The organism is Streptomyces sp. rh34 (assembly GCF_002551245.1).
GTDB lineage: Bacteria > Actinomycetota > Actinomycetes > Streptomycetales > Streptomycetaceae > Streptomyces.
The window spans coordinates 1-24,952 of record NZ_NTGZ01000100.1 but is presented as its reverse complement, the minus strand read 5'-3'; the positions used below and the strand labels follow the sequence as shown (position 1 = coordinate 24,952).

Genomic DNA, 24,952 nt, shown 5'->3' with positions numbered 1-24,952 from the left:
GGGGAGCACCCCGCGCGGGCCGGCGCCGTCCTGGCCGCGGGCTGCGTGCTGTGGCGCCGCGCCCCGGACGGGGACGGGGTGGAGATCTGTCTGGTCCACCGGCCCCGCTACGACGACTGGTCCTTCCCCAAGGGCAAGCTGAAGCGCGGCGAGGACCCGCTGGCCGCCGCCGTACGGGAGGTGCTGGAGGAGACCGGCCACCACTGCGCCCCGGGGGCCAGGCTGCCGACCTCCCGCTACCCGGTGGACGGCCGGCCCAAGGAGGTCGCCTACTGGGCGGCCGAGGCGACGGGCGGCTCCTTCACCGCCAACGACGAGGTGGACCGCATCCTGTGGCTGGCCCCCGACGCCGCCCGCGTCCGGCTCACCCGGCCCCGCGACGTCCAGCAGCTGATCGCCCTGCTGGACGCCCTCGCCGCGCCCTGACCCGCGCCCCGGTCCGCGTTCCGAACCGCGCCCCGGCCACCGCCCCGGACCGGACCGCACCCACCTGCCCGACACGGTTCACCTGCCGTTCACTCTCCCCCGTCGGCGGCTTCACCTGTTCTGCCTAATTTCGGACGTACACGGTGCGCGGCGGCAAGCCACAGCATCGCTCCTCATCGCACGCCGTCGTAGAACGAACTGACCACGGCGGCTCCTGGAAGGAACACCCGAAAGTGAAGCTTCAGCGCAAGAACCGGCTTCGTGCCACCGCGCTCGGTGCCCTCGCCGTCTCCGGCGCCCTGGTCCTCACGGCGTGCGGTTCGGACGACAACACCGGCGGCGGTACGGCCGGGGCGGGCGACAAGACGACCGCCGCGTCGGACGTCGACTGCGGCAAGGCCAAGGGCCAGCTCCGCGCCTCCGGCTCCAGCGCTCAGAAGAACGCCATGGACCTCTGGATCAAGAACTACATGGCCGCCTGTGACGGTGTGCAGATCAACTACAACTCCTCCTCCTCCGGCGAGGGCATCGTCGCCTTCAACCAGGGCACCGTCGCCTTCGCCGGCTCCGACTCGGCGCTGAAGCCCGACGAGGTCGCCGAATCGAAGAAGATGTGCAAGACCGGCCAGGGCATCAACCTCCCGATGGTCGGCGGCCCGGTCGCGATCGGCTTCCACCTGGAGGGCGTCGACACCCTCGTCCTGGACGCCCCGACCCTCGCCAAGATCTTCGACAGCAAGATCAAGAAGTGGAACGACCCGGCGATCGCCAAGCTGAACGACGGCGTCGAGCTGCCGGACAAGGCGATCCAGGCCTTCCACCGCTCCGAGGACTCCGGCACCACGCAGAACCTCGGCAAGTACCTCGGCGCCGCCGCCCCGAGCGACTGGAAGTACGAGGCCGAGAAGAAGTGGCCGGCCCCCGGTGGCCAGGCCGCGTCCAACTCGTCCGGTGTCGCCGCCCAGGTCAAGCAGGTCGACGGCGCGATCGGCTACTTCGAGCTCTCCTACGCCAAGTCCCAGGGCATCACCACGGTGGACATCAACACCGGTGGCGCCGCCCCGGTGAAGGCCACCTCGGAGAACGCCTCCAAGGCCATCGCCGCCGCCAAGGTCAAGGGCACCGGCAAGGACCTCGCGCTCGAACTCGACTACACCACCAAGGCCGAGGGCGCCTACCCGCTGGTCCTGGTGACGTACGAGGTCGTCTGCGACACCGGCAACAAGGCCGAGACCCTCGACACGCTCAAGTCCTTCCTCTCCTACACCGCCTCCGACGACGGCCAGAAGATCCTGACCGACGCCGGCTACGCCCCGATCCCGGCCGAGATCAACACCAAGGTCCGCGAGACCGTCGGCTCCCTCTCGTAACACCCGGGAGGCCGGGCCCCACCGGGCCCGGCCGCCCGCCGGCGTAACCCGTCACCGGCGCCCCGCGCCACCGACGGAACGCGCCACCGGCAGGCCGGCCCGGCGCACCCCTCCGGACCGGCCCGCCTCCCGCCCCACCCTCCATCCGGTGCACCGCCGCCAGGGGAGCTCACCGCTCCCCCACACAGACCGGAAAGACCATGGCTTCCACCACACCGATAGACACGCCACCGGCGCCGCCGGCCCACCGGCCCAGCCCCCGGCCCACCGGGCGCATGGGCGACAAGATCTTCCTGGGCCTCTCCCGCGGCTCGGGCATCCTGCTGCTCGTGATCATGGCGTCGATCGCCGTGTTCCTCAGCTACCGCTCCGCCATCGCCCTCTCGGAGAACGAGGGCAACTTCCTCACCACCTTCGACTGGAACCCGGCCGGCGACCCGCCGGTCTTCGGCATCGCGGTCCTGCTCTTCGGCACCGTCGTCAGCTCGATCATCGCGATGATCATCGCGGTTCCGATCGCTGTCGGCATCGCCCTGTTCATCTCGCACTACGCGCCGCGCAAGCTGGCCGCCCCCCTCGCCTACGTGATCGACCTGCTCGCCGCGGTGCCCAGCATCGTCTACGGCATCTGGGGCGCCCTGGTCCTCGTCCCGTACCTGGAGGGCCTGAACCTCTGGCTCGACCAGTTCCTCGGCTGGACCTACATCTTCGAGAAGACCGAGATCGGCGTCGCCCGCTCGCTCTTCACCGTCGGCATCCTGCTCGCGATCATGATCCTGCCGATCGTGACGAGCGTCAGCCGCGAGGTGTTCCTCCAGGTCCCGAAGATGAACGAGGAAGCCGCGCTCGCCCTCGGCGCCACGCGCTGGGAGGTCATCCGCCTCTCCGTCCTGCCCTTCGGACGTTCCGGCGTGATCTCCGCCGCCATGCTGGGGCTGGGCCGCGCACTCGGCGAGACGATGGCCGTCGCCACGGTCCTGTCGCCGAGCTTCATCATCTCCCTGCACGTGCTCAACCCGGGCGGCGGAACCTTCGCCCAGAACATCGCGGCGAAGTTCGGAGAGGCCAACGAGGTCGGGCGCGACGCCCTGATCGCCTCCGGCCTCGTCCTGTTCGTCCTCACCCTGCTGGTCAACGGCGCGGCCCGGCTCATCATCGCCCGCCGCAAGGAGTACTCGGGGGCCAACGCATGAGCCACGCACCCACCGCCCTGCAGGACCGGAAGACGCCCCCCGCGGCGCCCCGGCAGACAAGTCTCTCCAGCCGGACGCTGCCCCGCTGGGCACCCCTCGGCTTCGCCGCGGCCGCGATCGCGCTCGGCGTCGGCACGGGCCTGGCCGCCGGTCTGCACAGCCGCATCCAGTGGGGGCTGCTCTCGGCCCTCCTCTTCGTGGTCATCTCGTACGTCGCGACGACGGTCGTCGAGAACCAGCGCCAGGCCAAGGACCGTCTCGCCACCAGCGTCGTCTGGGTCTGCTTCCTCCTCGCGGTCGTCCCGCTCGTCTCCCTGATCTGGACGACCGCCAGTCGGGGCATCGAGCGTCTGGACCTCCACTTCCTCACCCACTCCATGAACGGTGTGCTCGGCGCCGAGCACACCGGGGGCGTCTATCACGCGCTGATCGGCACCCTGGAGCAGGTGGGAATCGCCACGGTGATCTCCGCGCCGATCGGCCTGCTGACCGCCGTCTACCTCGTGGAGTACGGCAGGGGCGCCCTCGCACGGGCCGTCACCTTCTTCGTGGACGTGATGACGGGCATCCCGTCCATCGTCGCCGGTCTCTTCATCCTGTCGATCATGCTGATCGTCGGCATCAAGTCGTCGGGCCTGATGGGCTCCCTGGCCCTGACCATCCTGATGGTGCCGGTCGTGGTCCGCTCCACCGAGGAGATGCTCAAGCTCGTCCCCAACGAGCTCCGCGAGGCCTCCCTCGCCCTCGGCATCCCGAAGTGGCGCACCATCCTGAAGGTGGTCCTGCCCACCGCGATCGGCGGCATCACCACCGGCGTCATGCTGGCCATCGCCCGCGTCGCCGGGGAGACCGCACCGATCATCCTGGTGGTCTTCGGCAGCCAGCAGATCAACGCGAACCCCTTCGAAGGCGACCAGTCCTCGCTGCCGTTCTACATCTACGAGCAGTACAAGGTCGGCGAGGTCGCGTCCTACGACCGCGCCTGGGCCGCGGCCCTGGTCCTGATCGCCTTCGTCATGATCCTCAATCTGGTGGCTCGCGGCATCGCCCGCTGGAAGGCCCCGAAGACCGGTCGCTGACGCGGCCAACAGCGACCCCCGAAAGAAGCAGTGATTTCCATGGCCAAGCGCATCGACATCGGCGGTCTGACCGCCTACTACGGCAGCCACAAGGCCATCGAGGACATCTCGATGACTGTGGAGCCCCGCTCCGTGACGGCGTTCATCGGCCCGTCCGGCTGCGGCAAGTCCACCTTCCTGCGCACCCTGAACCGGATGCACGAGGTCACCCCCGGCGGCCGCGTCGAGGGCAAGGTGCTGCTGGACGACGAGGACCTGTACGGGCCCGGCGTCGACCCGGTCACCGTCCGCCGCACGATCGGCATGGTCTTCCAGCGCCCGAACCCCTTCCCCACCATGTCGATCTTCGACAACGTGGCGGCGGGTCTGCGGCTGAACGGCAGCTACCGCAAGAGCGAGCTGAACGACGTCGTGGAGAGGTCCCTGCGCGGCGCGAACCTCTGGAACGAGGTCAAGGACCGCCTCAACAAGCCCGGCTCCGGACTCTCCGGCGGCCAGCAGCAGCGTCTGTGCATCGCCCGCGCCATCGCGGTCGAGCCGCAGGTCCTGCTGATGGACGAGCCGTGCTCGGCCCTGGACCCGATCTCGACCCTCGCCATCGAGGATCTGATCGGCGAGCTGAAGGAGCGCTTCACGATCGTCATCGTGACGCACAACATGCAGCAGGCGGCGCGCGTCTCGGACCGTACGGCGTTCTTCAACCTCTCGGCGGTCGGCAAGCCCGGCCGGCTCATCGAGATCGACGAGACGGAGCGGATCTTCTCCAACCCGTCGGTCCAGGCCACCGAGGACTACATCTCCGGCCGCTTCGGCTGAGCCACCCCCGCACCACCCCACAGACAGCCTTGCGGTGCTGCATGGCGGTGCCACCACAAGGCGAAAGGGTCCGCCCCCGTTCTCGTACGAGAACGGGGGCGGACCCACACGTGTAACCAACCGGGCCGGATGACCGCGCACCAGCGGCTCAGCCGAAGAGCAGGAGAACCGCTCCGTAGCTCAGCGCGGCGACCAGCGCCGCGGCCGGCATGGTGATGAACCAGCCCAGGATGATGTTCTTCGCGACGCCCCAACGGACCGCGTTCACCCGCTTGGTCGCCCCGACGCCCATGATCGCGGAGGTGATGACGTGCGTCGTCGAGATCGGCGCGTGGAACAGGAACGCCGAACCGAACATGATCGAGGCGCCGGTCGTCTCCGCCGCGAAGCCCTGCGGCGGGTCCAGCTCGATGATCTTGCGGCCGAGGGTGCGCATGATGCGCCAGCCGCCCGCGTACGTTCCCAGCGAGAGCATCAGCGCACAGGCGATCTTGACCCAGACGGGGATCTCGTCGTTGGGGCCCTCGACGTCCGCGATGACCAGGGCCATCACGACGATGCCCATCGTCTTCTGCGCGTCCTGGAGGCCGTGGCCGAGCGCCATGCCCGCCGCCGAGACCGTCTGCGCGATCCGGAAGCCGCGCTTGGCCTTGTGCGGGTTGGCGTTCCGGAACGCCCACATGATGCCGACCATCACCAGATAGCCGACGATCAGGCCGACGAACGGGGAGATGAACATCGGGATGACGACCTTCTCCAGCACGCCGGACCAGATGACGTCCGTGCCGCCGGCCAGCGCCGCCCCGACCATGCCGCCGAACAGGGCGTGCGAGGACGAGGAGGGGAGGCCGTAGTACCAGGTGATGAGGTTCCAGATGATCGCGCCGACCAGCGCCGCGAACAGGATCCCCATCCCCTTCTGCCCCACGGGCGTCGCGATCAGGCCCTCGCTGACGGTCTTGGCGACCCCCTGGCCCAGGAAGGCGCCGGCGAGGTTCATCACCGCCGCCATCGCCAGAGCCGCACGCGGGGTCAGCGCCCGGGTGGAGACCGAGGTGGCGATGGCGTTCGCCGAGTCGTGGAAGCCGTTCGTATACGTGAAGCCGAGCGCGACACCGATGGTCACGATCAGCGCAAAGGTGTCCACGAGGTTCAGGACTCCTTGACCGCGATGGTCTCCACGGTGTTGGCGACGTGCTCGAACGCGTCAGCCGCCTCTTCCAGCACATCCACGATCTGCTTCAGCTTCAGCACCTCCATGGCGTCGTACTTGCCGTTGAAGAGCTGGGCCAGCAGCTTGCGGTGGACCTGATCGGCCTGGTTCTCCAGGCGGTTGATCTCGATCCAGTACTCGGTGAGGTTGTCCATGGTCCGCAGCCCCGGCATGGCCTCGGCGGTCAGCTCCGCCGCCCGGGCCAGCACCTCGATCTGCTTCTCGACTCCCTTGGGGAGCTCCTGGACCTGGTAGAGGACGACCAGGTCGACGGCCTCCTCCATGAAGTCCATGATGTCGTCGAGCGAGGACGCCAGCTTGTAGATGTCCTCGCGGTCGAACGGTGTGATGAAGGAGGAGTTCAGCTGGTGGAAGATCGCGTGGGTGGCGTCGTCCCCCGCGTGCTCCGCTGCCCGCATACGCTCCGCGATCTCGACCCGGGAGGCGGAATCCGCCCCGAGCAGTTCCATCAGGAGTTTCGAGCCCGTGACAATGTTGTCCGCGGACGCGGAGAACATGTCGTAGAAGCTCGTCTCCCTGGGGGTCAGACGAAAGCGCACGTGGGGTCCTCGGGGTGCTCTGGATTCGGTCAGGCTGATGCTAGGCGCATCATCCGGCCACGGCTAACCGGCGTTCTTCAGTGTCGCCCATCGGACACGGCGATCAGCACGGCCCCCCGGTCACGTTTCGGCGGAATTCGCTACGATATACCCAGCAGGGGTATAAGGACGGTGTGGCGGCAGGGCAGGGCGGCGGAACCGTCCGGCACGGCCCCTACCGCACAACAACAGGCCCGCGATTCCGCATTTCCGCGTTCCGGCAGGGACACTTAGAGGACAACAACGGGAGGACGCAGATGACCACGACCGGGACCACAGGGGCGGAATCAACGGGCGTGGCGGCCCCGGACGGGGCGGCCGCCCCTGTGGACATCGTCACCGACCACGACCGCGGCATTCACGGCTACCACCACCAGAAGGACGAACACCTCAAGCGGCTCCGCCGGATCGAGGGCCAGATCCGCGGCCTCCAGCGGATGGTCGACGAGGACGTCTACTGCATCGACATACTCACCCAGGTGTCGGCGTCCACCAAGGCGCTCCAGTCCTTCGCCCTCCAGCTGCTGGAGGAGCATCTGCGCCACTGTGTCGCCGACGCGGCCGTCAAGGGCGGCGAGGAGATCGACGCGAAGGTCGAGGAAGCCACGAAGGCCATCGCCCGCCTGCTCCGCACCTGAGGCGCGACCCCGTGAACGGCGGCGGTGCGGGCGCCACCGGGCGTCACCCCCGGCGAGCGGCCTGCCGGGGGACCGTCGCCCAGGCGGCCTTCGCACCGCGTACGTCGAGCACTTCGTCGATCCGGTCGGGGCTGAGGCGTTCCTCACCCGCCGCCGACGCGGCGATCATCAGCTCGCCGCACAGCTCGATCTCGGCGAGGGCCACACAGTCCTGAGCGTTCGGAGCGCTGAGCATCACCACCTGCGTCACCTCTCTCTGCCGTCTCCCGGCCGTCGCCGGCCCCTGGCACACCGGCTCCCAGCCTAGGGAGCGCGATACGCGCCGCGCATGGCACGGACGGACCATTTTGCGCCTCCTCACAACCGACCCCACCGCCCGGCCCGTCCCGGCCGCCGCCCCTCCCCCGCAGCCGGAGGGGCAGCCGGAGCCGGAGGGGCATCGGCCGGCCGGCCGGCCGCCGACGCCTCACCCCTGCCGGATCTCGCCGGTGTAGATGGCGTCCTCGTCCGGCAGCGTCACCGTGACCGGCAGCCCGAACCCGTACAGCAGCAGCGTCGAGACCACCGACACCTCCGGGCCCTCGGAGGAGAAGGTGAACCGGTGCCGGATCTTCCGCAGCCGGCCGTCCTCGTCCAGGTAGGCGTCGAACGGGACGGCGTCCTTGCTGAACCCTTTCGCCGCCGCACCGAGCGCCCCGCGCGACTGCGGCGACGCGGCCCGGGCCGCCCGGCCCAGATCCGCGACCCCCCGGTAGTGATGCACCGTCACCCCGGCCAGCTCGGACTCTCCCGCATAGGACACGTCGGCCGCGCCGCGCAGCAGTTCGGCCGCCGCCATCGGGTCGGTGACCCCGCCGGTGAGGAGGTTGCCGTCCTTCAGCGTGGTCGTGTCGATCCTGACCCACTTGTCGTCGGGCACCCCGGCACCGCGGTTCTTCATGTACAGCGCCCCGGGGGCCAGCAGTTCGGTGATCGGCCGGTGGCCGTCCGCACCCGCGGTGTCCTCGGGAAGCACCACCTTGAGCCGCCCCATCTGCCTGCGGAAGTCGTACACGCCCTGCCCCCGGATCGTCACCCGCGTCCCGCCGGCCGCGGACTCCATCGACGTACGGGTCTCCGCACCGCCCGCCTCGACGAGCACGTCCGCCGCCTGCCCGAGCAGATCGACCGGACGACCGGCGGTCACGGAGCGCCGCCCGGAACCGTCGCCCGCGCCGCTCCCCCCGTCCCCGCCGAAGCACCCGGCGGTGACCGCGATCACCCCGGCCACGGCGAGGGCGCGAACAGCACGGGCCCCGCCTCCGTCCCTGTACTGCTGCACCACCATCGCCTGCCAACCCCCAACGACTACCGCCCGGCCGAGCCCTCACCCGCCCCGCATAACGACCGCCGCCGCCCCCCGTCACGCCGCCCGGGCGCGGCCCCCCGTTCGTCGGCTGGGGCCAGTACCGTGGTCGGGTGCATGAGGATCCCCCCGCCCCGGCCCGCACCACCGCCCCCCGCACCCACGTAACGACAGCCCCGACCCCGTCGGCGGCCCCCGTCGTGGCCCCGCCCCGCACCGCCCCGGGGCCCCCGCCCGCCTCCACCTCGACTCCCCCGCCCGGCCAGCCGGCCGGGCACAGCGCCACGACGATCGAGCGCGGCTCGTTCTGCCTGGCCCGCTGCACCTGCGGCTGGTCGGGCCCGGCGCGCAGGTCCCGGGACCGGGCCCGCACCGACGCCGCGGAGCACCTCGCCACGGCCTGATCCGCCACAGGCCCTGTGAAGCACGATTCCCCCAGACGCTCGGAGGCGCCTGGGGGAATCGGGAGAACCGGAAGAACCGGTCGATCAGTTGAAGAGAAGTGCGGAGGGAAAGAGCGAAGAGAACCGAAAACCGAGGACGGAAAACCGAGGCCCGAGGCCCGAGGACAGAGGCCCGAGGCCCGAGACCGGACCGAGGACCAGGAACGGAGAACCGAGAGCGGAGGGGGCAGGACGGAGACCGTCAGGCGGCCAGGTCCTTCTCCCCCGGATCGCCCCGCCCGGAACCGGGCCGCGGCTCGGGGATGCCCCTCGCGTCACCGTGCTCGTCCGCGTACGCGACGGCCGCGTTCTTCGACCGGACGAACCACCCCACACGCGGCGAGCGGGCGACCGCCGCCATCAGCGGGGTCAGCAGCGCCATGGCGAGCGGGGCCAGCAGCAGGGCGACGGCCGTACCGAGGGCGAACCCGCCGATCACGTCGGTCGGGTAGTGCACCCCCATGTAGATCCGGCTGAAACCGGCGAAGAGCGCGAGGCCGATCGCGACGAACCCGAACTTCCGGTTCGCCACGAAGATGCCGACGGCGATGCCCATCGCCAGGGTGGAGTGGTCGCTGACGAACGAGAAGTCCGTCTTGCCGTGGATCAGGACCTCAAGGCCGTCGTGGTCGTTGAACGGGCGTGGCCGTTCGACGAAACCGCGGATCGGGATGTTGATGAGGATCGCGATGGCGGCCGCGAGCGGCGCCCAGACGATGGCGGCGGCAGCCGCCACCGAGTCCTCGGCCGTCCCGCGCTTGCGCATGCTCCACCAGCACCACAGGCCCACCAGAACCAGGCCGAACATGATCCCGTACTCACCGACGAACTCCATGACCCGGTCGAACCAGGTCGGAGCGGCCTTCGCGAGACCGTTGATGTCGTAGAGCAGACTGACGTCCGGGTTCGACCCGTCGAGTTCGAGTCCAGCCATCTGCTGCGGCCCCTTGCCTTGTCTGCTTCTTCTGTTGCGACGCGCGTCCTTGCACGCCGCCGTGGTCGAACCCCCGTGTCCGGTGCTGTCCGCTACCGCACTGCCCAGCATCGCTGTACCGCATCACCGCTGTACTGCCTCAACACTGCAATACCGCGACACCGCAATACCGCATCACTGCGACGCATGGTCAGTGCGCATGCCGTTCCCGTCCTCTTTCCAGGGAACGGCCCGGCCGTCGTGTGCGTTCCACTCTCCACCGAATGATCACCATGACGTTATCGAAGAGTGACTCGTCATCGCAGCTCAGGGCCCAGGCTTCACAGAGAGTTCCGTCCACGGCCGACTGCCCGTCAGCACGTTTCGCCGCTCCGGAAGCCCTGGCCGGAAACCCTCGCCGGGAGGCCCGTACGGGAAACCCCCGGGAGACACGCGAGACACAAGAGACCTCCGTCACCCCGTGGGCAGATCCGTCGGAAGGGCCGCGGCGCCGTCCTTGGTGACCCGTGTCGCACCGAAGTAGTCCGGCGTATCGATCTTGTCGAACCGGATGACCGACCCGGTGAACGGCGCGTTGATCATATAGCCGCCCCCGACATACAGCCCGACGTGCCGGATCGCCCGTGAGTTGGTGAGGTCGTCGGAGAAGAACACCAGATCCCCCGGGAGCAGCTCGTCCCGCGAGGGATGCGGGCCCGCGTTGTACTGGTCGTTGGCGACGCGCGGCAGCTCGATGTCGACGGTCCGGTAAGCCGCCTGGGTCAGCCCCGAGCAGTCGAACCGGCCCTGCTGCTCCGGCGTCCCGTTGCCGCCCCACAGATACGGCGTGCCGAGCTTCTTCTGTGCGAAGTAGATGGCCCCGGCCGCCTGCCGGGAGGGCGCGACACGGCCGACGGGCCGGGCGAAGCTCTTCTCCAGCGAGCGGATGATCTTGACGTAGTTCTGCGTCTCCTTGTACGGCGGGACGCCCCCGTACTTGATCACCGCGTAGGCGCCGGCGTTGTACGCGGCGAGCATGTTGCTCGTCGGGTCGCCCGGCACCTTCTTCACGTACCCGGCGAGCTCGCAGTCGTACGAGGCGGCCGAGGGGATCGCGTCGGCCGGGTCCCACACGTCCCGCTTGCCATCGCCATTGCCGTCGATCCCGTGCGTGGCCCACGTACCGGGGATGAACTGGGCGATGCCCTGGGCGGCGGCGTGGCTCTGCGCCCGCGGGTTCCAGCCGCTCTCCTGGTACAACTGCGCGGCCAGCAGCGCCGGGTTGATGGCGGGACAGAGGTCGCCCCACTTCTGCACCAGCGGCTGGAACCGCGCCGGGACCGCCCCCTTGGCCAGCGCGACGGCACCGCCGCCCCCCGATCCGGCGAGCCCGGCGGCGGCCGAGTACGTACCGACGACGAGCAGCGCCAGGAAGCACATGACCATGCCGACGCCGATGCCACCGAACACCCAGAATTTCCGCACCCCTCAACCATCCCCCATCGGGGCGCGCTTCAGAGGCGTTTTCGACGGTGTGTACGAGTCATCCGCGGCACACCACCGGCGCACCCGAAGCACACGGGGGCGCCGACGGCTCACCACTCACAGGACTACGGGCTACAGAACAAATGGACGACGGGACGACGGGACGGCAGAGCTGCAGGGCTGCAGGCGGCTACGCGCCTGACGTGACCTCAGCCGGCCGCCCCCGACCAGAAGTCGGAGCGGACGTCGGGACGGGGCAGCGGATAGACACCCTCGTACGCCGGACCGTTCGGCTCGGCGGTGGGTGCGGCGACCTTCGACTCCTTCACGCACGGGCTGTCGGCCTCCAGGAAGGCCTGCCCCTTCCCCCGGAAGGAGACGCTGACACCGAATCCGCTCTTCGTGACCGCGTAGACCGCCGGGAACGTGTCGTCCTTGTTGACCGCCTTGATCCGGTAGTCGTTCTTCCGCCAGAACGTCTCCGCGCGGTCCAGGAACGTCTGGCGGCGTTCGGGGGAGATGACCGTCATGACGGCCCGCCGACGGGTCACCCCGCAGGCCCGGGTGGTGGTCGGACCGTGCGCCCACCGCACATCGGGGTCGATGCCCTTCAGGACCGCGTCCAGCATCGCGTCGGACTGCTCCGCGGCCTCCTGCATGTCCATCCCGCGCTCCTTTCCGGTGCTCACGCCGCCGTCGCGCGCGCTTCCGTCCTCGCTCCCGCACCCGGACAGCACAACCCCCAGGGTCAGGGCCGCCGCGACGAGGGGCAGGACCCGCTTCGCTCGCCTCACTTCGGTTCCTCCATCTTGAGCCGGCCGGCGTTGCCCGACACGATCAGGGCGATGCTGTCCGCGGACACGGCGTCGCGTTCCGGGCTGAAGTAGTTCGAGTGCGAGTCCAGACTGACACCGCTCCCGCTGACGAGCGGGGGACCGTCGGCCACCGGGAAGCGCCGCGCCCCGAACGCCTTGCTCGCCGGATCCTTCCCGAACCACAGGTCGTCGTCACCCGGATCGGCCAGATCGCCGGCCAGATAGGCCCCGCCGGGGCCGCCCAGGGCGAGCCCGATGCCGCCCACCACCACCTGGGTCTTCGAGGGCAGCTTGGTCACCGGGTCGTTGGCGGCGGCGCCCACGAAGACGTGCTCGCTGCCGACGCCGAGGTCCACGGCGTGGTCGACGCCGACCCCCGGACTGCCGACCAGGATGATGTCGTCGACCCCGGGAATCCCGCCGGGCCGGGCCGCCGCGGCGCCCACGGTCCGGGATCCGTAGGAGTGCCCGATGGCCGTCATGTGCGGGTCCTTGTTCTGGTTGGTCACGGAGATCCCGCCCATGAAGTCGCGGTAGGCCGCTCCGCCCTTCTCGGCGCGCCCCGTGCCCATGACGGCGAAGTAGCCCGCCGCCCCGTCCTTGTCCGGCAGCTGAGGCGCGTCGTACCCGAGCCAGACGATGGACGCCGTGGAGTCGTCGTACCCCTGCGCCCCGATCGCGGTGTCCCGGGCGCGCCCGACGTCGTTCTTGGCGAACTCCTCGTCGAGCGAGGTGTTGAGCCCCGGTACGTACGCCGACACGTGCTGGGAGGCGTCCGGGTTGCCGAACGAGACGATGGCCCGCCCGTTGCCCTCGTCACCGATCCCGATGAGATACATCGGCGGCTTGCCGTCCTCCTTGAGCTGCCGGTCGATCTCCCGCAGCCCGGCCAGCTGGTCACGCGCCTTGTCGGTGTCGACCCCCTCCAGCTTGTCGATCAGCGCGGGGAGATTCCTGCGGTTGGCGGCGTCGCGCGCGAGGACCGGGATGCCGTCGAGATTGCCGATCCGCTCCGGAACCAGCTCGATGTACCGACCGCGCTCCTCCGGCGAGAGCCCGTCCCACCAGGCCTTGTTCCCGGCGGGCGTGGCATTCTGCGGAATCCGCCCGCTCAGGTGCGCGCGCTCGGCGTCCCGCACCTCGGCGTCGACCCGCGCCCCGGAGCCGGGTATCGCCAGCCCGGCGCCGGCGCCGCCGACCGCCTTGTTCCAGTCCCAGGCGGCGCCGACGTAGTCACCGCGATCCCACTTCTCACCCGCGCCCCGGGTGTCGCGCCCCCACTGGTCGACGATGCGCTGACCGCTCTCGCCCGGCCGCAGGACCGCGTCGACGACCCCTTGGACGTCGCCGCCCAGCCCGTCCCCGAGGAACCCGTCGAGGAACCCGCCGCCGTTGGGGCCAGGAGGTCTACCCGCGTCGACCGGCACGATGACGTCGCTCGGGGGGAAGGTGTCGCCGCCTTGGTCGCCGCCTTGGTCGCCGCCTTGGGGGGACGAGGCGTTGCCCTGGGGGCCGGCGGTGTCACCGGAGCCGTTGCTGCCGTTCCCGGCGGTGTTGCCGGTGCTGCCGGTGCTGCCGGTGCTGCCGGTGCTTCCAGTGCCGCCAGTGCTGCCGGTGCTTCCGGAGGTCGCGGTCCCTCCGGTGCCCCCGGTGGCACCGCTGGTACCGGTGCTGCCGGTACCACCGGTGAGGCCGGACTCATCACCACCGCCCCGATCGGCACCAGCACCGCCGTCCGTACCGGCGCCCGAAGCATCATCGGGACCGCTGCCGTTGCCGCTGCCGCTGCCGCTGCCGTCGGCGCTTCCGCCACCGGCCACGACGTCATGCCCCGGCGCTGGGCACGAACCACCGGTCAGTTCGCAGATCGCACTACGGAGCTCCGCGGTGAGCTGCCTGCCGGTTCCCGTGGCCATCAGCCCGCCGACGAGCGCGACGACCACGAGGACGAGGCCCAGATACTCCAGCGCGGTCTGCCCACCGTCGCGGCGAAGCTTCATCATCCGGGCGAAGCTGAACAGCCGTTGCTCGGCCCGCTGCTCCCGACCGCTCCGGAACCATCGGCGGCTCCCCGGCCGGCACAGCAGCACGATGGCGGCCGTCGGTATCACCAGCCGGGCGACACCCCCCGCCCCGGCCCCGCCGCTCAACTCCGCGAGGGCACCGAGAACGATCCACGCCTGAACGGCGAGCAGCCCGTACCAGACCCGGACGCCGCCCTTACGGACGTACAGCGACAGCACGAAGGCGCCGATGCCAGGTAACGAGGCGTAGAGCAACAACCCGAGGAGGTATCCGTCGACCGCGTCCACCGAGGACGCCGTCGACAGGGCCCTGATCGCGCCCACCAGGGTGGCCACGAAGAGAACGTGAAGAAGGATCAGCACCGCTTGCAACGGCCGGGGCATCAACCGCCCCGGATCCGCCGCGGCAGCGCTTACATCGACGCCAACAGGGACCGCGCTTCTTCGTATGCCGGACAAGAGCAGTCCCCTACCTCGTGAGTCGGCGGAACGGGCGACAGATCAGCCACTCCGCGTATGCGACCACACAGGCAGGGGACACGACATGGGCCCCAGGGCCCAATGCAGGGCTCAAAGCCCGTACTCAACAGACCAGTTGAGCCAACTTGCCCAGATCACGACCTTCTCGCCGCCGCCTCGGGAGCGCCTGCCGACCAGAAGTCTGAGTGGATGTTGGGGCGGGGGATGAGCTCCACACCCTCGTACAGGGGGGCCGTTGCCCGGCTGGTGGAGTCGGCCACTTTGGACTCACGAACACAGGGTGTGTCTACCTGAAAGAAGGCTTGGCCCTTTCCTCCGATACGGAGCCTCACACCGAACCCGTCCTTCGTCCGGGCATAGATGGCCGGAAATTCCGCATCGTTATTGATAACCGTCATGCGATATCCACTCTTGCGCCAGAACCGATCCACCACCCCTAAGAGATTCCCCCTCCTCGCAGCGGAAATGTTCGTCATGACGACACGCCTGCGTGACACATCGCAGCTACCCACGGTCGTGGGTCCATGTGTCCACCGCAACTCCGGCCGAATCTCCATGAGCACGGCATCTAGAATCTCATCCGATCGTTCCGCGGCCGCCTGCATATCCATGCCTGACCCCCTGCCTATTCCACACCCAACTACTGCCAGAGCGATACATCCGGCGACCATCACAGGGCGGATTAGACGCCTCAACGCGCACTCTCCTGCTTAACCTTATGGCCAGATCCTGCGACAACCATCGCAATACTGTCAGCCGACGCTGAATCCAACTCCGGGTCGAAATACTGCGAGTGCGCGTCGATCGAAACACGACCAAGACCCACCACCGGCGGCCCCGGATCCACTGCGAAGCGCCGCGCACCAAACTCTTCACTCGCCGGATCTTCCCCGAACCACAGGCCGCCTTCGCTTGGATGAACCACGTCCACTACCAGTGACCCCGCTGGCCCGAGCGCGCTCCCCGCCGCCTCGATCAACCCCTGTTCTTTGGAAGGCAGATGGGTCACCACGTCATTCTCTGCGGCACCAACGAATACGTGGTCTCTTCCCACCTTGAGATCCTCCGCGCGGTCCACGCCAAGCCCTGGACTGCCGACCAGGACGATGTCATCGACCCCAGGAATTCCATCACCTTGCTGCGTGGCGGCTCCGACCGTTCTCGAACCATAGGAGTGTCCGATAGCCGTCATGTGCGGGTCACCGTGGTCATTCGATAAAGCCAGCCCGGACATGAACCCATGGAAAGCTCGCCCGCCTGCCTCCGCTCTTTCGGTGCCGGCGACAGCCAAGCTGCTCATCCCGTCCGGGCTCTGAGGCGCGTCATACCCCAGCCAGACAACCGCCGCAGTGGATTCATCCATCTCCCTCGCCGCTACGGCCGTGTCGCGCGCGCGCTTCAGATCCCCCTTGGCAAACTCCTGATCCAACGAGGTATTCAACCCCGGAACATAAGCCGCCACATTCCGCGCCGTATCAGGATTCCCGTACGAGACGATCGCCCGACCATTTCCCTGATCCCCGATCCCGAGCAGGTACATCGGCGGCTCCCCCGCCCCCGGCACCGCCCTCAGTTGCCGGTCGATCTCGCGCAGCGCCGCAAGCTTGGTCGCCGAATCCTCGTCGTTCCGCCCCTCCAGCTTCCCCATCAGCAACTGGAGGTTGTCCCGGTTCGCCGCGTCCCGTACGAGGGCCGGGAGCCCGTCCAGGTTGCCGATCTGATCCGGGTACACCGCGAGGTACTCCTCGCGCTGTTCGTCCGTCAGTCCGGCCCACCACGCCTTACGCTCCGCCGGACTCTCGTCGTGCGGGATCGCGTTCCTCAGGTAGCTGCCCGCCGCCTGCCGCACAGCCGCCGCATCGGCCGCGGCGTCCTTCCATGTCGCGGCCGGGACGCCCAGGCCCTCCTGCGCCTTCAGCGACCGCAGGATCCTGGTGTACCGCCAGTCCGCGTCGGCCGCCGTCCGTACGGCCTGCGCCACCCGGTCCGCGATGTCCTGGGCCTTGCCGGCGTTCGGGTTGGGCGCCACGAGACCCGAAGGGGTGACCATGCCCGGGTTGGGAACCCCGGACGCCGTCCCGCCCGCCAGCGGCTTCCCGTCGACCAGCCCCTCGCCCCCCGCCGGATACGTCACCGAACCATCCGCGTGCACCGTGAACCTCAGCGCCGCCGCATCGTCCAGCGCCCCCTGCAACACCCGCTGCTGGGCCTTGATCTCATGGGCCAGGCTGTTCAGGGTGGTCCGCAGCAGGCCGCACTCGGTATAGATGTACTGGAAGTTCGTCCCCAGCCTGCGCAACCGCCCCACGGCCGCGCCCACCGCCTCCCCCTTCTGCGTATCGTGCAGGCCGGGCAGGAGCTGGCCCTCGATACGGTCCCGGGCCGCGTCGGCACGGTTGCTCACCCGTCCCCAGCCGTCCGCCGCCTCCTCCAGTTCGGCGCACCTCACCTCACGTAACGCGGTCCAGGTCAGGGCGGAACCCGCACCGCCGCTCCGCCCGCTCACCCCGCGCCGCCACAGCCCGGCGTCTTCACCCCGTCGAAGCCTCTCTTCACGGCCTCGTTGACTCGCGCCTGGTCCCGGACGACCGCCCGCAGTTTCCCGGCGAGGCTCCCGCACTCGCCGCGCGCACCCTCGATACGGCGCTCCCACGAGACGCGCACGGCGCTCAGTTCGGCCAGCGCGTCCAGTGCTCCGGCCCCGGCGGTCAAGCCCCGGTGCGCCGCCTCCAGCTCGCTCTTCACCGGGCCGAGGTGCGTGACCAGCTGGTCGGCCCCAGCTGCGGCCCGCAGCCACGGACCGCCGCTGTGCCGAAGATCTCCGCACCCGGCCGCCCCCGCCGGCCCGGCCGACGCCCCCAGCCGCTCCCCACCGTCGTTCGGCGACCCGACCACGGATACTCCGCCCACACCGCTCACCCCGTTCCTCTTGATCGTGGAGCGGCACTGTGCCAAATCCTCGGTACGCGACATGCCGTACGCCAGGCCGCTGGGTCCCGGCTCCGTGCGCCCCCGGTCCCGTGGATCCCGGCCGTGCAGAGCGGGGCGCCGTTTCCCGCGGAGCCGCTCGGTTCACCCGAACGAAGGGGGAGCCGAGCACAGGCACCCTCACCAGCGCCCGGCCGGCCCGGCCCCTGCCCGCCTGCCCGCCTGCCCGCCTGCCCGCCTGCCCGGACGAACGTGCCCCCCGCTGCTGCGGACCCGGCAGCACCCCGACCCACGCCCCCGAGGGTCCGCCCGCCCCCAGCGTGCGTTTCCCCGACCACGCCTGACGAAGCATCGAACAGGAGGCCGCCCGGCGCACCGACGGCTCTCGAACGGCGCATACGAACACGTCGTGCCCCGCGAACGCTGCAACCGCGTCAGGAACCCATGGCCACCGTCGTTGCTCCTGGTCACACCCCGTGATACACAGAGTAACCAGGCGCATGCGTGAAGAGCTCGGACGAGCCGCAGGTCAGGGCGACCGCCCCGGTCAAACGTGCGAGATCCGGGTAAAGAGACCCGGGAAGACGTCGTGCGAGCGCGGTTTCATCAGCGAAGATAGAAGGCGACCCGTGCCGGACGGCACGGGCAGCGAACTACCCAACAGGGGCGGTGACTTACATGATCCTGGCAGCAGAGAAGGGCGACATCACCACCATCATCGGCGGAATCGCTCCGGACTGGGGGCCGTTCGGGACGCTGGGCAACGAGGCGCGCATCATGATCGAGGTGGTGATGGCCATCGCCATCCTGCTCTGCCTCGGCATCGCGATCTGGGGCGCGGCGAAGCAGCGCATCGGAGCGACGGCACTCCGCGACACGTTCAGCGCGGAGCAGGGCAAGGGGCTGATCGTGGCAGGACTGACAGGGGTCTTCATCATCGGATCCCTGGGGACCCTGTTCACCATCGTGTACGGAATGGCCGTCTGACCCACCATCGGCCGTCCCCCTCCGGGCCGTCCCCACCATCCGCCCGTCGCGCCCACCGGCTGAGGTTGCGTTTCCCTGATGTCGAGTCACCACACCGCGCTCAAGCGGCAACCAGCACAGCTACCGTCGTCCTGCGCGGATCTGCACACGACCGAGGGAGCGAACGCGGCATGAGTCCCGGTGACGAGCACGACTACCGCGGCAAGGACCAGGGGGGCCGCCCGGACGACCCGTACAGCACCCTCGGCGGCACCCGTCAGACCCGTACCCGTCTCCCCGACGGTGACACGGGACTCCCTCACGCGCGCCGCCCGGTCCGCAACTCCCGCTCCCTCGTGACGATCACCGGTGTCGTGGTGCTCCTCGTCGCTGCCATCGCCTTCGCCAACCGAGGCGGTGGCAGCGACGACGACGCCTCCCCGGGCGTCAAGAGGCCCGGAACCACAGGCAGCGCCCCCACCGCGGCCACCGGCACCAAGCCCGTCCAGGGCAAGAACGGCACGATCGCCTCCGGCTTCGCCCACGACGAGCAGGGGGCTCAGAGCGCTGCGGCGAACTATGCGGTGGCACTCGGGTCTGCGGAGATGTTCACGAAGGAGAGCCGCCGCAGCATCATTCAGGTCACGCATGATCCAGCAGTGGCCTCGGATCTCCAGGACAGCCTGGACAGCGCCTATTCGCCGACGTTCTATAAGAACGTCGGCCTCAACGACGACGGCAGCACGCCCACCGGGCTGACTTTCGTCTCACGGACCGTCCCGGTCGGCACGAAGGTCGTCAAGATGGAAGCCGACGCCGCCACGGTGGAAGTCTGGTGCACCGGCCTCGTGGGGTTGGCCGGGCAAGGCTCCACCAAGCCTGTGACCGAGACCTGGTTCACCATCTCGCAGGAGCTCAAGTGGGTCGGGGGCGACTGGAAGATCTCGTCGTCGACCCAGACGGAGGGACCGACACCGGTCAACGGTGACAACCGTGCCTCCACGGCCGACGAGATGGCCGCTGCGGTTGATGCGTACGGAGGCTTCACCTATGCCCGATAGCCGCCGATTCCGTCTCTCATCGCTGGCAGGCGCTGCAGGTCTCGCGCCTGCGGCACTGGTATTCATGGCACCAGGCGCCTCCGCAGCTCCCACACCGGCCCCGACGCCCTCTCCCAGCGAGAGCGACAACGCCTGCGACCTCATTGTCGGGCTCGCCCGGGACTACTGCGAGGACGGCGACAACGCTCGCAGCGGATCACGCGCACCCACTGACATCGACAATCCCACCGACCCCCTCTCCTCCCTCGCCCGAGGCTGCGCCGACGCCGCCTCCTGGATCGTCGGCAAGCTCAGCGAGGCCGTCGAGTCCACGGCCAACGTCGACTTCACCAACCCCAAGTTCCTCCAGCAGTACGCCGTCATCTTCGCGGCCTCCACCATCCTCACCCTCGTCCTCTGGCTCCTCGCCGTAGCCAAGCGGGCCATCCGCGGCGTCCCCCTCACCACCGCGATCTCCGAGGCCGTCGGCTTCCTCTGGCTCACCGTCCTCGCCTCGGCCTTCACTCCGCTGATCCTCTACACGATCGTCTCCGCCACCGACGGCGTCACCGAGGTCATCTCCTCCGCCACCGGCGGCCAGACCGACGTCTTCTTCGGCTCGTTCGCCGAAGCCCTCAAGAAGGGCGAAGACATCGGCGGCGGACCGATCATGCTGATCGTCGTCTCGCTCGTCTCGATCCTCGCCGCCGGCATCCTGTGGCTGGAGCTCGTCATCCGCGCCGCCCTGCTCTACGTCGGCGCGCTCCTCGGGATCGTCGTCTACGCCGGCCTCGTCGACAAGAACATGTGGGGTCACGTCCGCCGCTGGGCCGGCATCATGATCGCGGTGATCATGGTCAAGCCGGTCATCGTCATCGTCCTCGGCCTTGCCGGAGCACTCTCTGCGGGTGACGGCCCCGACGCCTTCTCCGCCGTCGTCTCCGGCCTCTCCATCATCCTGCTGGCCATCTTCGCCTCCGCCATGATCTACCGCTTCGTCCCCGGCTTCGGCGACGAGATCCAAGGCGCCCGCACCAACCGCAAGCAGGCCACCGACGGCTCCCAGGCCGCCGCCCTGATCAGCTCCCCGGCCGCTCTCGTCTCCCAGGGCATCAAGACCCACAGCGGCCGCAACGACCAGAACAGCGGCGGAGGCGGCGGCGCCCGCCCCGCCAATCCGGCCAGCGGCGGCGTCGCCGCCCACAGCTCCCGCACCACCGGCGGAGGCGGCGGAGGGGGCGGCGGATCCGCCCCCTCGCCCCGCAGCGGATCCGCACCCACCTCCGGGACCCCCCACAGCAGCCGCTCCTCCCGAGGCGGAGGCGGCTTCGGCACCACAGGTAACTCGAACACAGGAGGTGGAGGGCGTTGACCACCCAGTCCCACACGATGACGCCCCGCCGCACGTATCTCATCGGCCGCGCCCGGCCGAACGCGATCGTCGGCAAGAACCGCGAGACCGGCGAGATCGCCCTCATCATCGCCGGCGCGTTCCTCGGCATGATGAGCGGACTCCTCGTCCCGGTCCTCTCCCTCCGCATCGTCTGCCTCGTGGGCTTCCCCATGCTGGCCCTCGCCATCGTGTACGTCCCGTACAGGGGCCGGACCTTCTACAAGTGGTTCGAGATCAACCGCAGCTTCAAGCGCTCCCTGCGCCGCGGCACCGCCTACCGCTCCGCCGCCATGGAAGCGGGCGTCAGCGCCGACGGCCGTGAGGTCGAGATCGGCCCGCCCCCGGGCATCGGCCGGATCAGCTGGCTCGCCGCCCCCTTCGGCCCCGACGAGATCGCCGTGCTCCTCCACGCCGACCGCCGCACCGTCACCGCGGCCATCGAGATCGAGGGCCCGGGCGTCGGCCTCCGCGACAGCGAGGACCAGGAAGCGCTCGTCGACCGTTTCGGCACCCTCCTCAAACACGTGGCCAACGGCGACGGCTTCGTCACCCGCCTCCAGATGCTCGCCCGCACCCTCCCCGCCGACCCCGACGCCCATGCCAAGGACGTCGCCCAACGTGGCGACAAGGCGTCCCCGGGCTGGCTCCAGGAGTCCTACGACCAACTCCAGTCCATGGTCTCCACCTCCAGCGAGCAGCACCGCGCCTACCTCGTCGCCTGCATGCACTACAGCCGCGAACTGGCCGCCGAGGCCAACGCCATGGCCCGCGCCGCCCGTCCCCACGGCGGCCGCAAGCTCGACCGCGACGCCGGCCTCGCCGTCGTCATGGCCCGCGAGCTCACCGACATCTGCGCCCGCCTCGCCGAGGCCGACATCCGGGTACGCCAACCGCTCGGCCAGAGCCGCCTGGCCTCCCTCGTGCACTCCATGTACGACCCCGACCACCCCATCGACCACATCCAGGCCATGACCAAGCGCAACGCCTGGCCCGCCGAGCTGGACGCGGTCGAGCCGACCTTCCTCCAGGCCAAGACCCGCGAGTCCACCACCCGCGCCCCCTGGTGCCACGCCACGGCCTGGGTGAAGGAATGGCCGATGACCCCCGTCGGCGTCAACTTCCTCGCCCCGCTCCTCGTCCACACCCCCGACGTCATCCGCACCGTCGCTGTCTGCATGGATCTCGAACCCACCGAGGTCGCCATCGAACGCATGCTGACCGAGAAGACCAACGACGACGCCGAGGCCAGCCGACAGGCCAAGATGAACCGCACCGTCGACCCCCGCGACATCGCCGCCCACGGCCGGCTCGACCAGCGGGGTGAAGATCTCGCCAGCGGCGCGGCCGGAGTGAACCTGGTGGGGTACATCACGGTGTCGTCCCGCTCCCCTGAGGCCCTCGCCCGCGACAAGCGCACGATCCGCGCCTCCGCCGGCAAGTCGTATCTCAAGCTGGAGTGGTGCGACCGCGAGCACCACCGGGCCTTCGTGAACACGCTCCCGTTCGCCACGGGCATCCGGCGCTGACGAGAGATCAACCCCTGCTCCACCACCCGCAAAAGAACTACAACCACCCCACCCACCCCACCCACCCCAAAACCGCAACCAGAGAGGGCACCCCACCATGCGAGACCCCCTGTCCGCATTGTCGGATGCCTTCACCTCCTTCCTCTTCGGCAAGGTGGAGACGACCCGCCTCCCCGTCCGTACGTCGACGGGCCAGGCCCAGGCCGTCTACCTCCCCACCGCCGCCCCCGGCCTCGGCGACTCCGGCGTGATCATCGGCCGCGAGGTCTACAGCGGGAAGGGCTACATCTACGACCCCTTCCAGCTGTACGGGCAACAGCTCCCCGCCCCCCACTGGCTCGTCCTCGGCGAGTCCGGCAACGGCAAGTCCGCACTGGAGAAGACCTACGTCCTGCGCCAGCTCCGCTTCCGTGACCGCCAGGTCGTCGTCCTCGACGCCCAGGGCGAGGACGGCGTCGGCGAATGGAACCTCATCGCCCAGGAGCTGGGCATAACCCCCATCCGGCTGGACCCCACCGCAGCGCTCAACGGCGGCATCCGGCTCAACCCCCTCGACCCCTCCATCACCACCACCGGCCAGCTCGCCCTGCTCCGTACGATCATCGAAGTCGCGATGGGCCACGGGCTCGACGAGCGTTCCGGCTTCGCGCTGAAGGTGGCCCACGCCTACGTCACCGCGACCATCACGGAGCGCCAGCCGGTCCTGATGGACATCGTGGAGCAGCTGCGCCACCCGGAGCCCGAGTCCGCCGAGGCGATGAACGTCGACATAGACGATGTACGGGCCTGGGGCCTGGACGTCGCCCTCGTCCTGGACCGTCTGGTCGACGGTGACCTGCGCGGCATGTTCGACGGCCCCACGGCCGCCGGCATCGACCTCGACGCGCCCCTCATCGTCTTCGACCTCTCGCACATCGACCGCAACTCGATCGCGATGCCGATCCTGATGGCGATCGTCGGCGTCTGGCTGGAGCACACCTGGATCAGGCCCGACCGCAAGAAGCGCATCTTCCTGGTCGAGGAGGCGTGGCACATCATCAACTCCCCGTTCGTCGCCCAGCTCTTCCAGCGCCTCCTGAAGTTCGGACGCCGGCTCGGCCTCTCGTTCGTCGCCGTCGTCCACCACCTCAGCGACGTGGTGGACGGAGCCGCGGCGAAGGAAGCGGCGGCCATCCTCAAGATGGCCTCCACCCGCACGATCTACGCCCAGAAATCGGACGAGGCCAGAGCGACCGGCCGGGTCATCGGCCTGCCCCGCTGGGCCGTCGAGATCATCCCGACCCTCACACCCGGCATCGCCGTCTGGGACGTCAACGGCAACGTCCAGGTCGTCAAACACCTGATCACCGAAGCCGAACGCCCCCTGGTCTTCACCGACCGCGCCATGACCGAGGGATCGGCGGACGACATGCTCCCCGAGGACATCCGCGCCGCCGAACTGGAGGCGGAGCAACGGGCGGCCCGGATCGAGCACCAGCAGCGGATGAGCGATTCTTCAGAGTCAACGGTGGCATGACATGGCACGCCAGGCAGCGCGGGGCCGGGGCCCGGCCCATCACGACGGACCCGACCGGCCCCAGGGCGGCGGCATCCCGGACGGCCTGCTGATCGGCCTCCTGGGCCTCCTCTTCGCCGCCACCCTGGTCGCCTGGACGGCCGCCGGCCTGGCCGGGCTCCTCTCCCACGGGGCCTGGCCGGACGGCGTGACGTTCACCCGGTCCCCGCTCGCCCTGCGCGAACTGGCCACCGCCCCCCAGGACCTCGCCGCGGCCTGGCCGGGGACGCCCCCGGCGCAGCTGTCCGGATACGGCCTGTTCTGGGGCCTGTTCATCGGTGAACTGATGGTGCTGCTGGTCCTCGCGGTGTTCACGCTCGGAGTCGTGGCCCGTGGCCGCGCCGTACGGGAGCGGCGCCGCGAGGAACGAGCCTTCGGAACGCACGAGAAGCAGCCCCCCGCCGTAAGGGCGGCACCGGCCGCAGAGCCGGCACCGGCACCCGGCCACACCGCCGAAGACACCCCCGCGGCCGAACACACGCCCCCTCCCGCCAGGGGAGACGCACCACACCTCACCCCCAAGACACCCAAGACACCCGAGACACCCGAGGCACCCGAGGCACCCGGAGCACCGGCGGCCCTCAGACCCCCTGAGACACTCGGGACCCCAGGAACCCCTGAGATCCCCGAGACCTCTGAGATGCCGGGGACCTCTGAGATCCCCGGAATGGCCCCCTCCGCCCTCCTCCTCCCCTCCCCCCGCAT

Annotated in this window: 23 protein-coding genes and 1 pseudogene; 13 read left to right on the top strand and 11 right to left on the bottom strand. The window is 69.6% G+C overall.

The window, feature by feature from the left end; translation table 11 throughout:
- Window positions 1-30 precede the first annotated feature (30 nt).
- The 5 genes from CR470_RS19565 to pstB all read left to right on the top strand — a co-directional run bounded on the left by CR470_RS19565 (window position 31) and on the right by pstB (window position 4,884).
- Window positions 31-426 (top strand): NUDIX hydrolase, encoded by a 396-nt coding sequence (locus tag CR470_RS19565; RefSeq protein ID WP_097868874.1) that lies wholly within the window; start codon window positions 31-33, stop codon window positions 424-426.
- A 233-nt stretch (window positions 427-659) separates the two neighbouring features.
- Complete coding sequence (gene pstS, locus CR470_RS19560; RefSeq protein ID WP_097868872.1) at window positions 660-1,796, top strand: phosphate ABC transporter substrate-binding protein PstS; 1,137 nt, start codon at window positions 660-662, stop codon at window positions 1,794-1,796.
- Between the two features lie 200 nt (window positions 1,797-1,996).
- Window positions 1,997-2,989, top strand: a complete 993-nt coding sequence (pstC, locus tag CR470_RS19555) for a phosphate ABC transporter permease subunit PstC (protein ID WP_097868871.1) — start codon at window positions 1,997-1,999, stop codon at window positions 2,987-2,989.
- Window positions 2,986-4,068 carry a phosphate ABC transporter permease PstA gene (pstA, locus tag CR470_RS19550; RefSeq protein ID WP_097868870.1) on the top strand — a complete coding sequence of 361 codons (1,083 nt, stop codon included), beginning with the start codon at window positions 2,986-2,988 and terminating at the stop codon, window positions 4,066-4,068. The genes pstC and pstA overlap by 4 nt, the downstream gene beginning before the upstream one ends.
- Before the next feature lie 39 nt (window positions 4,069-4,107).
- Window positions 4,108-4,884 (top strand): phosphate ABC transporter ATP-binding protein PstB, encoded by a 777-nt coding sequence (pstB, locus tag CR470_RS19545; RefSeq protein ID WP_018959903.1) that lies wholly within the window; start codon window positions 4,108-4,110, stop codon window positions 4,882-4,884.
- A gap of 148 nt (window positions 4,885-5,032) precedes the next feature.
- Here pstB and CR470_RS19540 read toward each other — a convergent pair whose 3' ends face one another.
- Together CR470_RS19540 and CR470_RS19535 are read right to left on the bottom strand one after the other, a co-directional pair.
- A complete protein-coding gene (locus CR470_RS19540; protein ID WP_097868869.1) occupies window positions 5,033-6,031 on the bottom strand; it encodes an inorganic phosphate transporter in 999 nt (332 codons plus the stop codon).
- Between the two features lie 5 nt (window positions 6,032-6,036).
- Window positions 6,037-6,657 (bottom strand): DUF47 domain-containing protein, encoded by a 621-nt coding sequence (locus CR470_RS19535; RefSeq protein ID WP_026290881.1) that lies wholly within the window; start codon window positions 6,655-6,657, stop codon window positions 6,037-6,039.
- A 296-nt stretch (window positions 6,658-6,953) separates the two neighbouring features.
- On the opposite strand from CR470_RS19535, the gene CR470_RS19530 reads away from it, so the two are divergent.
- Entirely contained in the window at window positions 6,954-7,334 is a 381-nt protein-coding gene (locus tag CR470_RS19530) for a metal-sensitive transcriptional regulator (RefSeq protein WP_097868868.1), read from the top strand.
- 43 nt (window positions 7,335-7,377) lie between these two features.
- On the opposite strand, the gene CR470_RS19525 is transcribed toward CR470_RS19530, so the two are convergent.
- Both CR470_RS19525 and CR470_RS19520 read right to left on the bottom strand, forming a co-directional pair.
- The gene (locus CR470_RS19525) at window positions 7,378-7,584 is read right to left on the bottom strand and encodes a hypothetical protein (RefSeq protein ID WP_097868867.1); all 207 of its coding nucleotides are present in this window, start codon (window positions 7,582-7,584) and stop codon (window positions 7,378-7,380) included.
- A gap of 216 nt (window positions 7,585-7,800) precedes the next feature.
- Complete coding sequence (locus CR470_RS19520; RefSeq protein WP_097868866.1) at window positions 7,801-8,661, bottom strand: hypothetical protein; 861 nt, start codon at window positions 8,659-8,661, stop codon at window positions 7,801-7,803.
- Between the two features lie 218 nt (window positions 8,662-8,879).
- Here CR470_RS19520 and CR470_RS19510 point away from each other — a divergent pair, with 218 nt between their 5' ends.
- Entirely contained in the window at window positions 8,880-9,083 is a 204-nt protein-coding gene (locus CR470_RS19510) for a hypothetical protein (protein WP_097868865.1), read from the top strand.
- A gap of 241 nt (window positions 9,084-9,324) precedes the next feature.
- On the opposite strand, the gene CR470_RS19505 is transcribed toward CR470_RS19510, so the two are convergent.
- The 7 genes from CR470_RS19505 to CR470_RS19475 form a co-directional block, all read right to left on the bottom strand.
- Entirely contained in the window at window positions 9,325-10,056 is a 732-nt protein-coding gene (locus tag CR470_RS19505; RefSeq protein ID WP_097868864.1) for a phosphatase PAP2 family protein, read from the bottom strand.
- Between the two features lie 453 nt (window positions 10,057-10,509).
- The gene (locus CR470_RS19500) at window positions 10,510-11,505 is read right to left on the bottom strand and encodes a C40 family peptidase (RefSeq protein ID WP_097868863.1); all 996 of its coding nucleotides are present in this window, start codon (window positions 11,503-11,505) and stop codon (window positions 10,510-10,512) included.
- A 224-nt stretch (window positions 11,506-11,729) separates the two neighbouring features.
- On the bottom strand, window positions 11,730-12,314 hold the full coding sequence (locus tag CR470_RS19495; protein WP_097868862.1) for a hypothetical protein: 585 nt from the start codon (window positions 12,312-12,314) through the stop codon (window positions 11,730-11,732).
- Window positions 12,311-14,743, bottom strand: coding sequence for an alpha/beta hydrolase (locus CR470_RS19490; RefSeq protein ID WP_097868861.1), 2,433 nt, complete (start codon window positions 14,741-14,743; stop codon window positions 12,311-12,313). Before CR470_RS19490 ends, CR470_RS19495 begins: the two co-directional genes overlap by 4 nt.
- A 230-nt stretch (window positions 14,744-14,973) precedes the next feature.
- On the bottom strand, window positions 14,974-15,450 hold the full coding sequence (locus CR470_RS19485; protein WP_097868860.1) for a hypothetical protein: 477 nt from the start codon (window positions 15,448-15,450) through the stop codon (window positions 14,974-14,976).
- Window positions 15,451-15,530: 80 nt separating this feature from the next.
- Complete coding sequence (locus CR470_RS19480; RefSeq protein WP_097868859.1) at window positions 15,531-17,345, bottom strand: alpha/beta hydrolase; 1,815 nt, start codon at window positions 17,343-17,345, stop codon at window positions 15,531-15,533.
- Complete coding sequence (locus tag CR470_RS19475) at window positions 17,342-17,749, bottom strand: hypothetical protein (protein WP_306667802.1); 408 nt, start codon at window positions 17,747-17,749, stop codon at window positions 17,342-17,344. The genes CR470_RS19480 and CR470_RS19475 overlap by 4 nt, the downstream gene beginning before the upstream one ends.
- Before the next feature lie 696 nt (window positions 17,750-18,445).
- Between CR470_RS19475 and CR470_RS19470 the strand changes: the two genes are divergently transcribed.
- The 6 genes and pseudogenes from CR470_RS19470 to CR470_RS40625 all read left to right on the top strand — a co-directional run.
- Complete coding sequence (locus tag CR470_RS19470) at window positions 18,446-18,754, top strand: hypothetical protein (protein ID WP_003968086.1); 309 nt, start codon at window positions 18,446-18,448, stop codon at window positions 18,752-18,754.
- Window positions 18,755-18,924: 170 nt separating this feature from the next.
- A complete protein-coding gene (locus tag CR470_RS19465; RefSeq protein ID WP_097868858.1) occupies window positions 18,925-19,794 on the top strand; it encodes a hypothetical protein in 870 nt (289 codons plus the stop codon).
- Window positions 19,784-21,145, top strand: coding sequence for a hypothetical protein (locus CR470_RS19460; RefSeq protein ID WP_097868857.1), 1,362 nt, complete (start codon window positions 19,784-19,786; stop codon window positions 21,143-21,145). Before CR470_RS19465 ends, CR470_RS19460 begins: the two co-directional genes overlap by 11 nt.
- Entirely contained in the window at window positions 21,142-22,692 is a 1,551-nt protein-coding gene (locus CR470_RS19455; protein ID WP_097868856.1) for an SCO6880 family protein, read from the top strand. Before CR470_RS19460 ends, CR470_RS19455 begins: the two co-directional genes overlap by 4 nt.
- 97 nt (window positions 22,693-22,789) lie before the next feature.
- The gene (locus tag CR470_RS19450; RefSeq protein WP_097868855.1) at window positions 22,790-24,208 is read left to right on the top strand and encodes an ATP-binding protein; all 1,419 of its coding nucleotides are present in this window, start codon (window positions 22,790-22,792) and stop codon (window positions 24,206-24,208) included.
- 1 nt (window position 24,209) lies between these two features.
- Window positions 24,210-24,952: pseudogene (locus CR470_RS40625) on the top strand (type VI secretion protein); the annotation flags it as partial.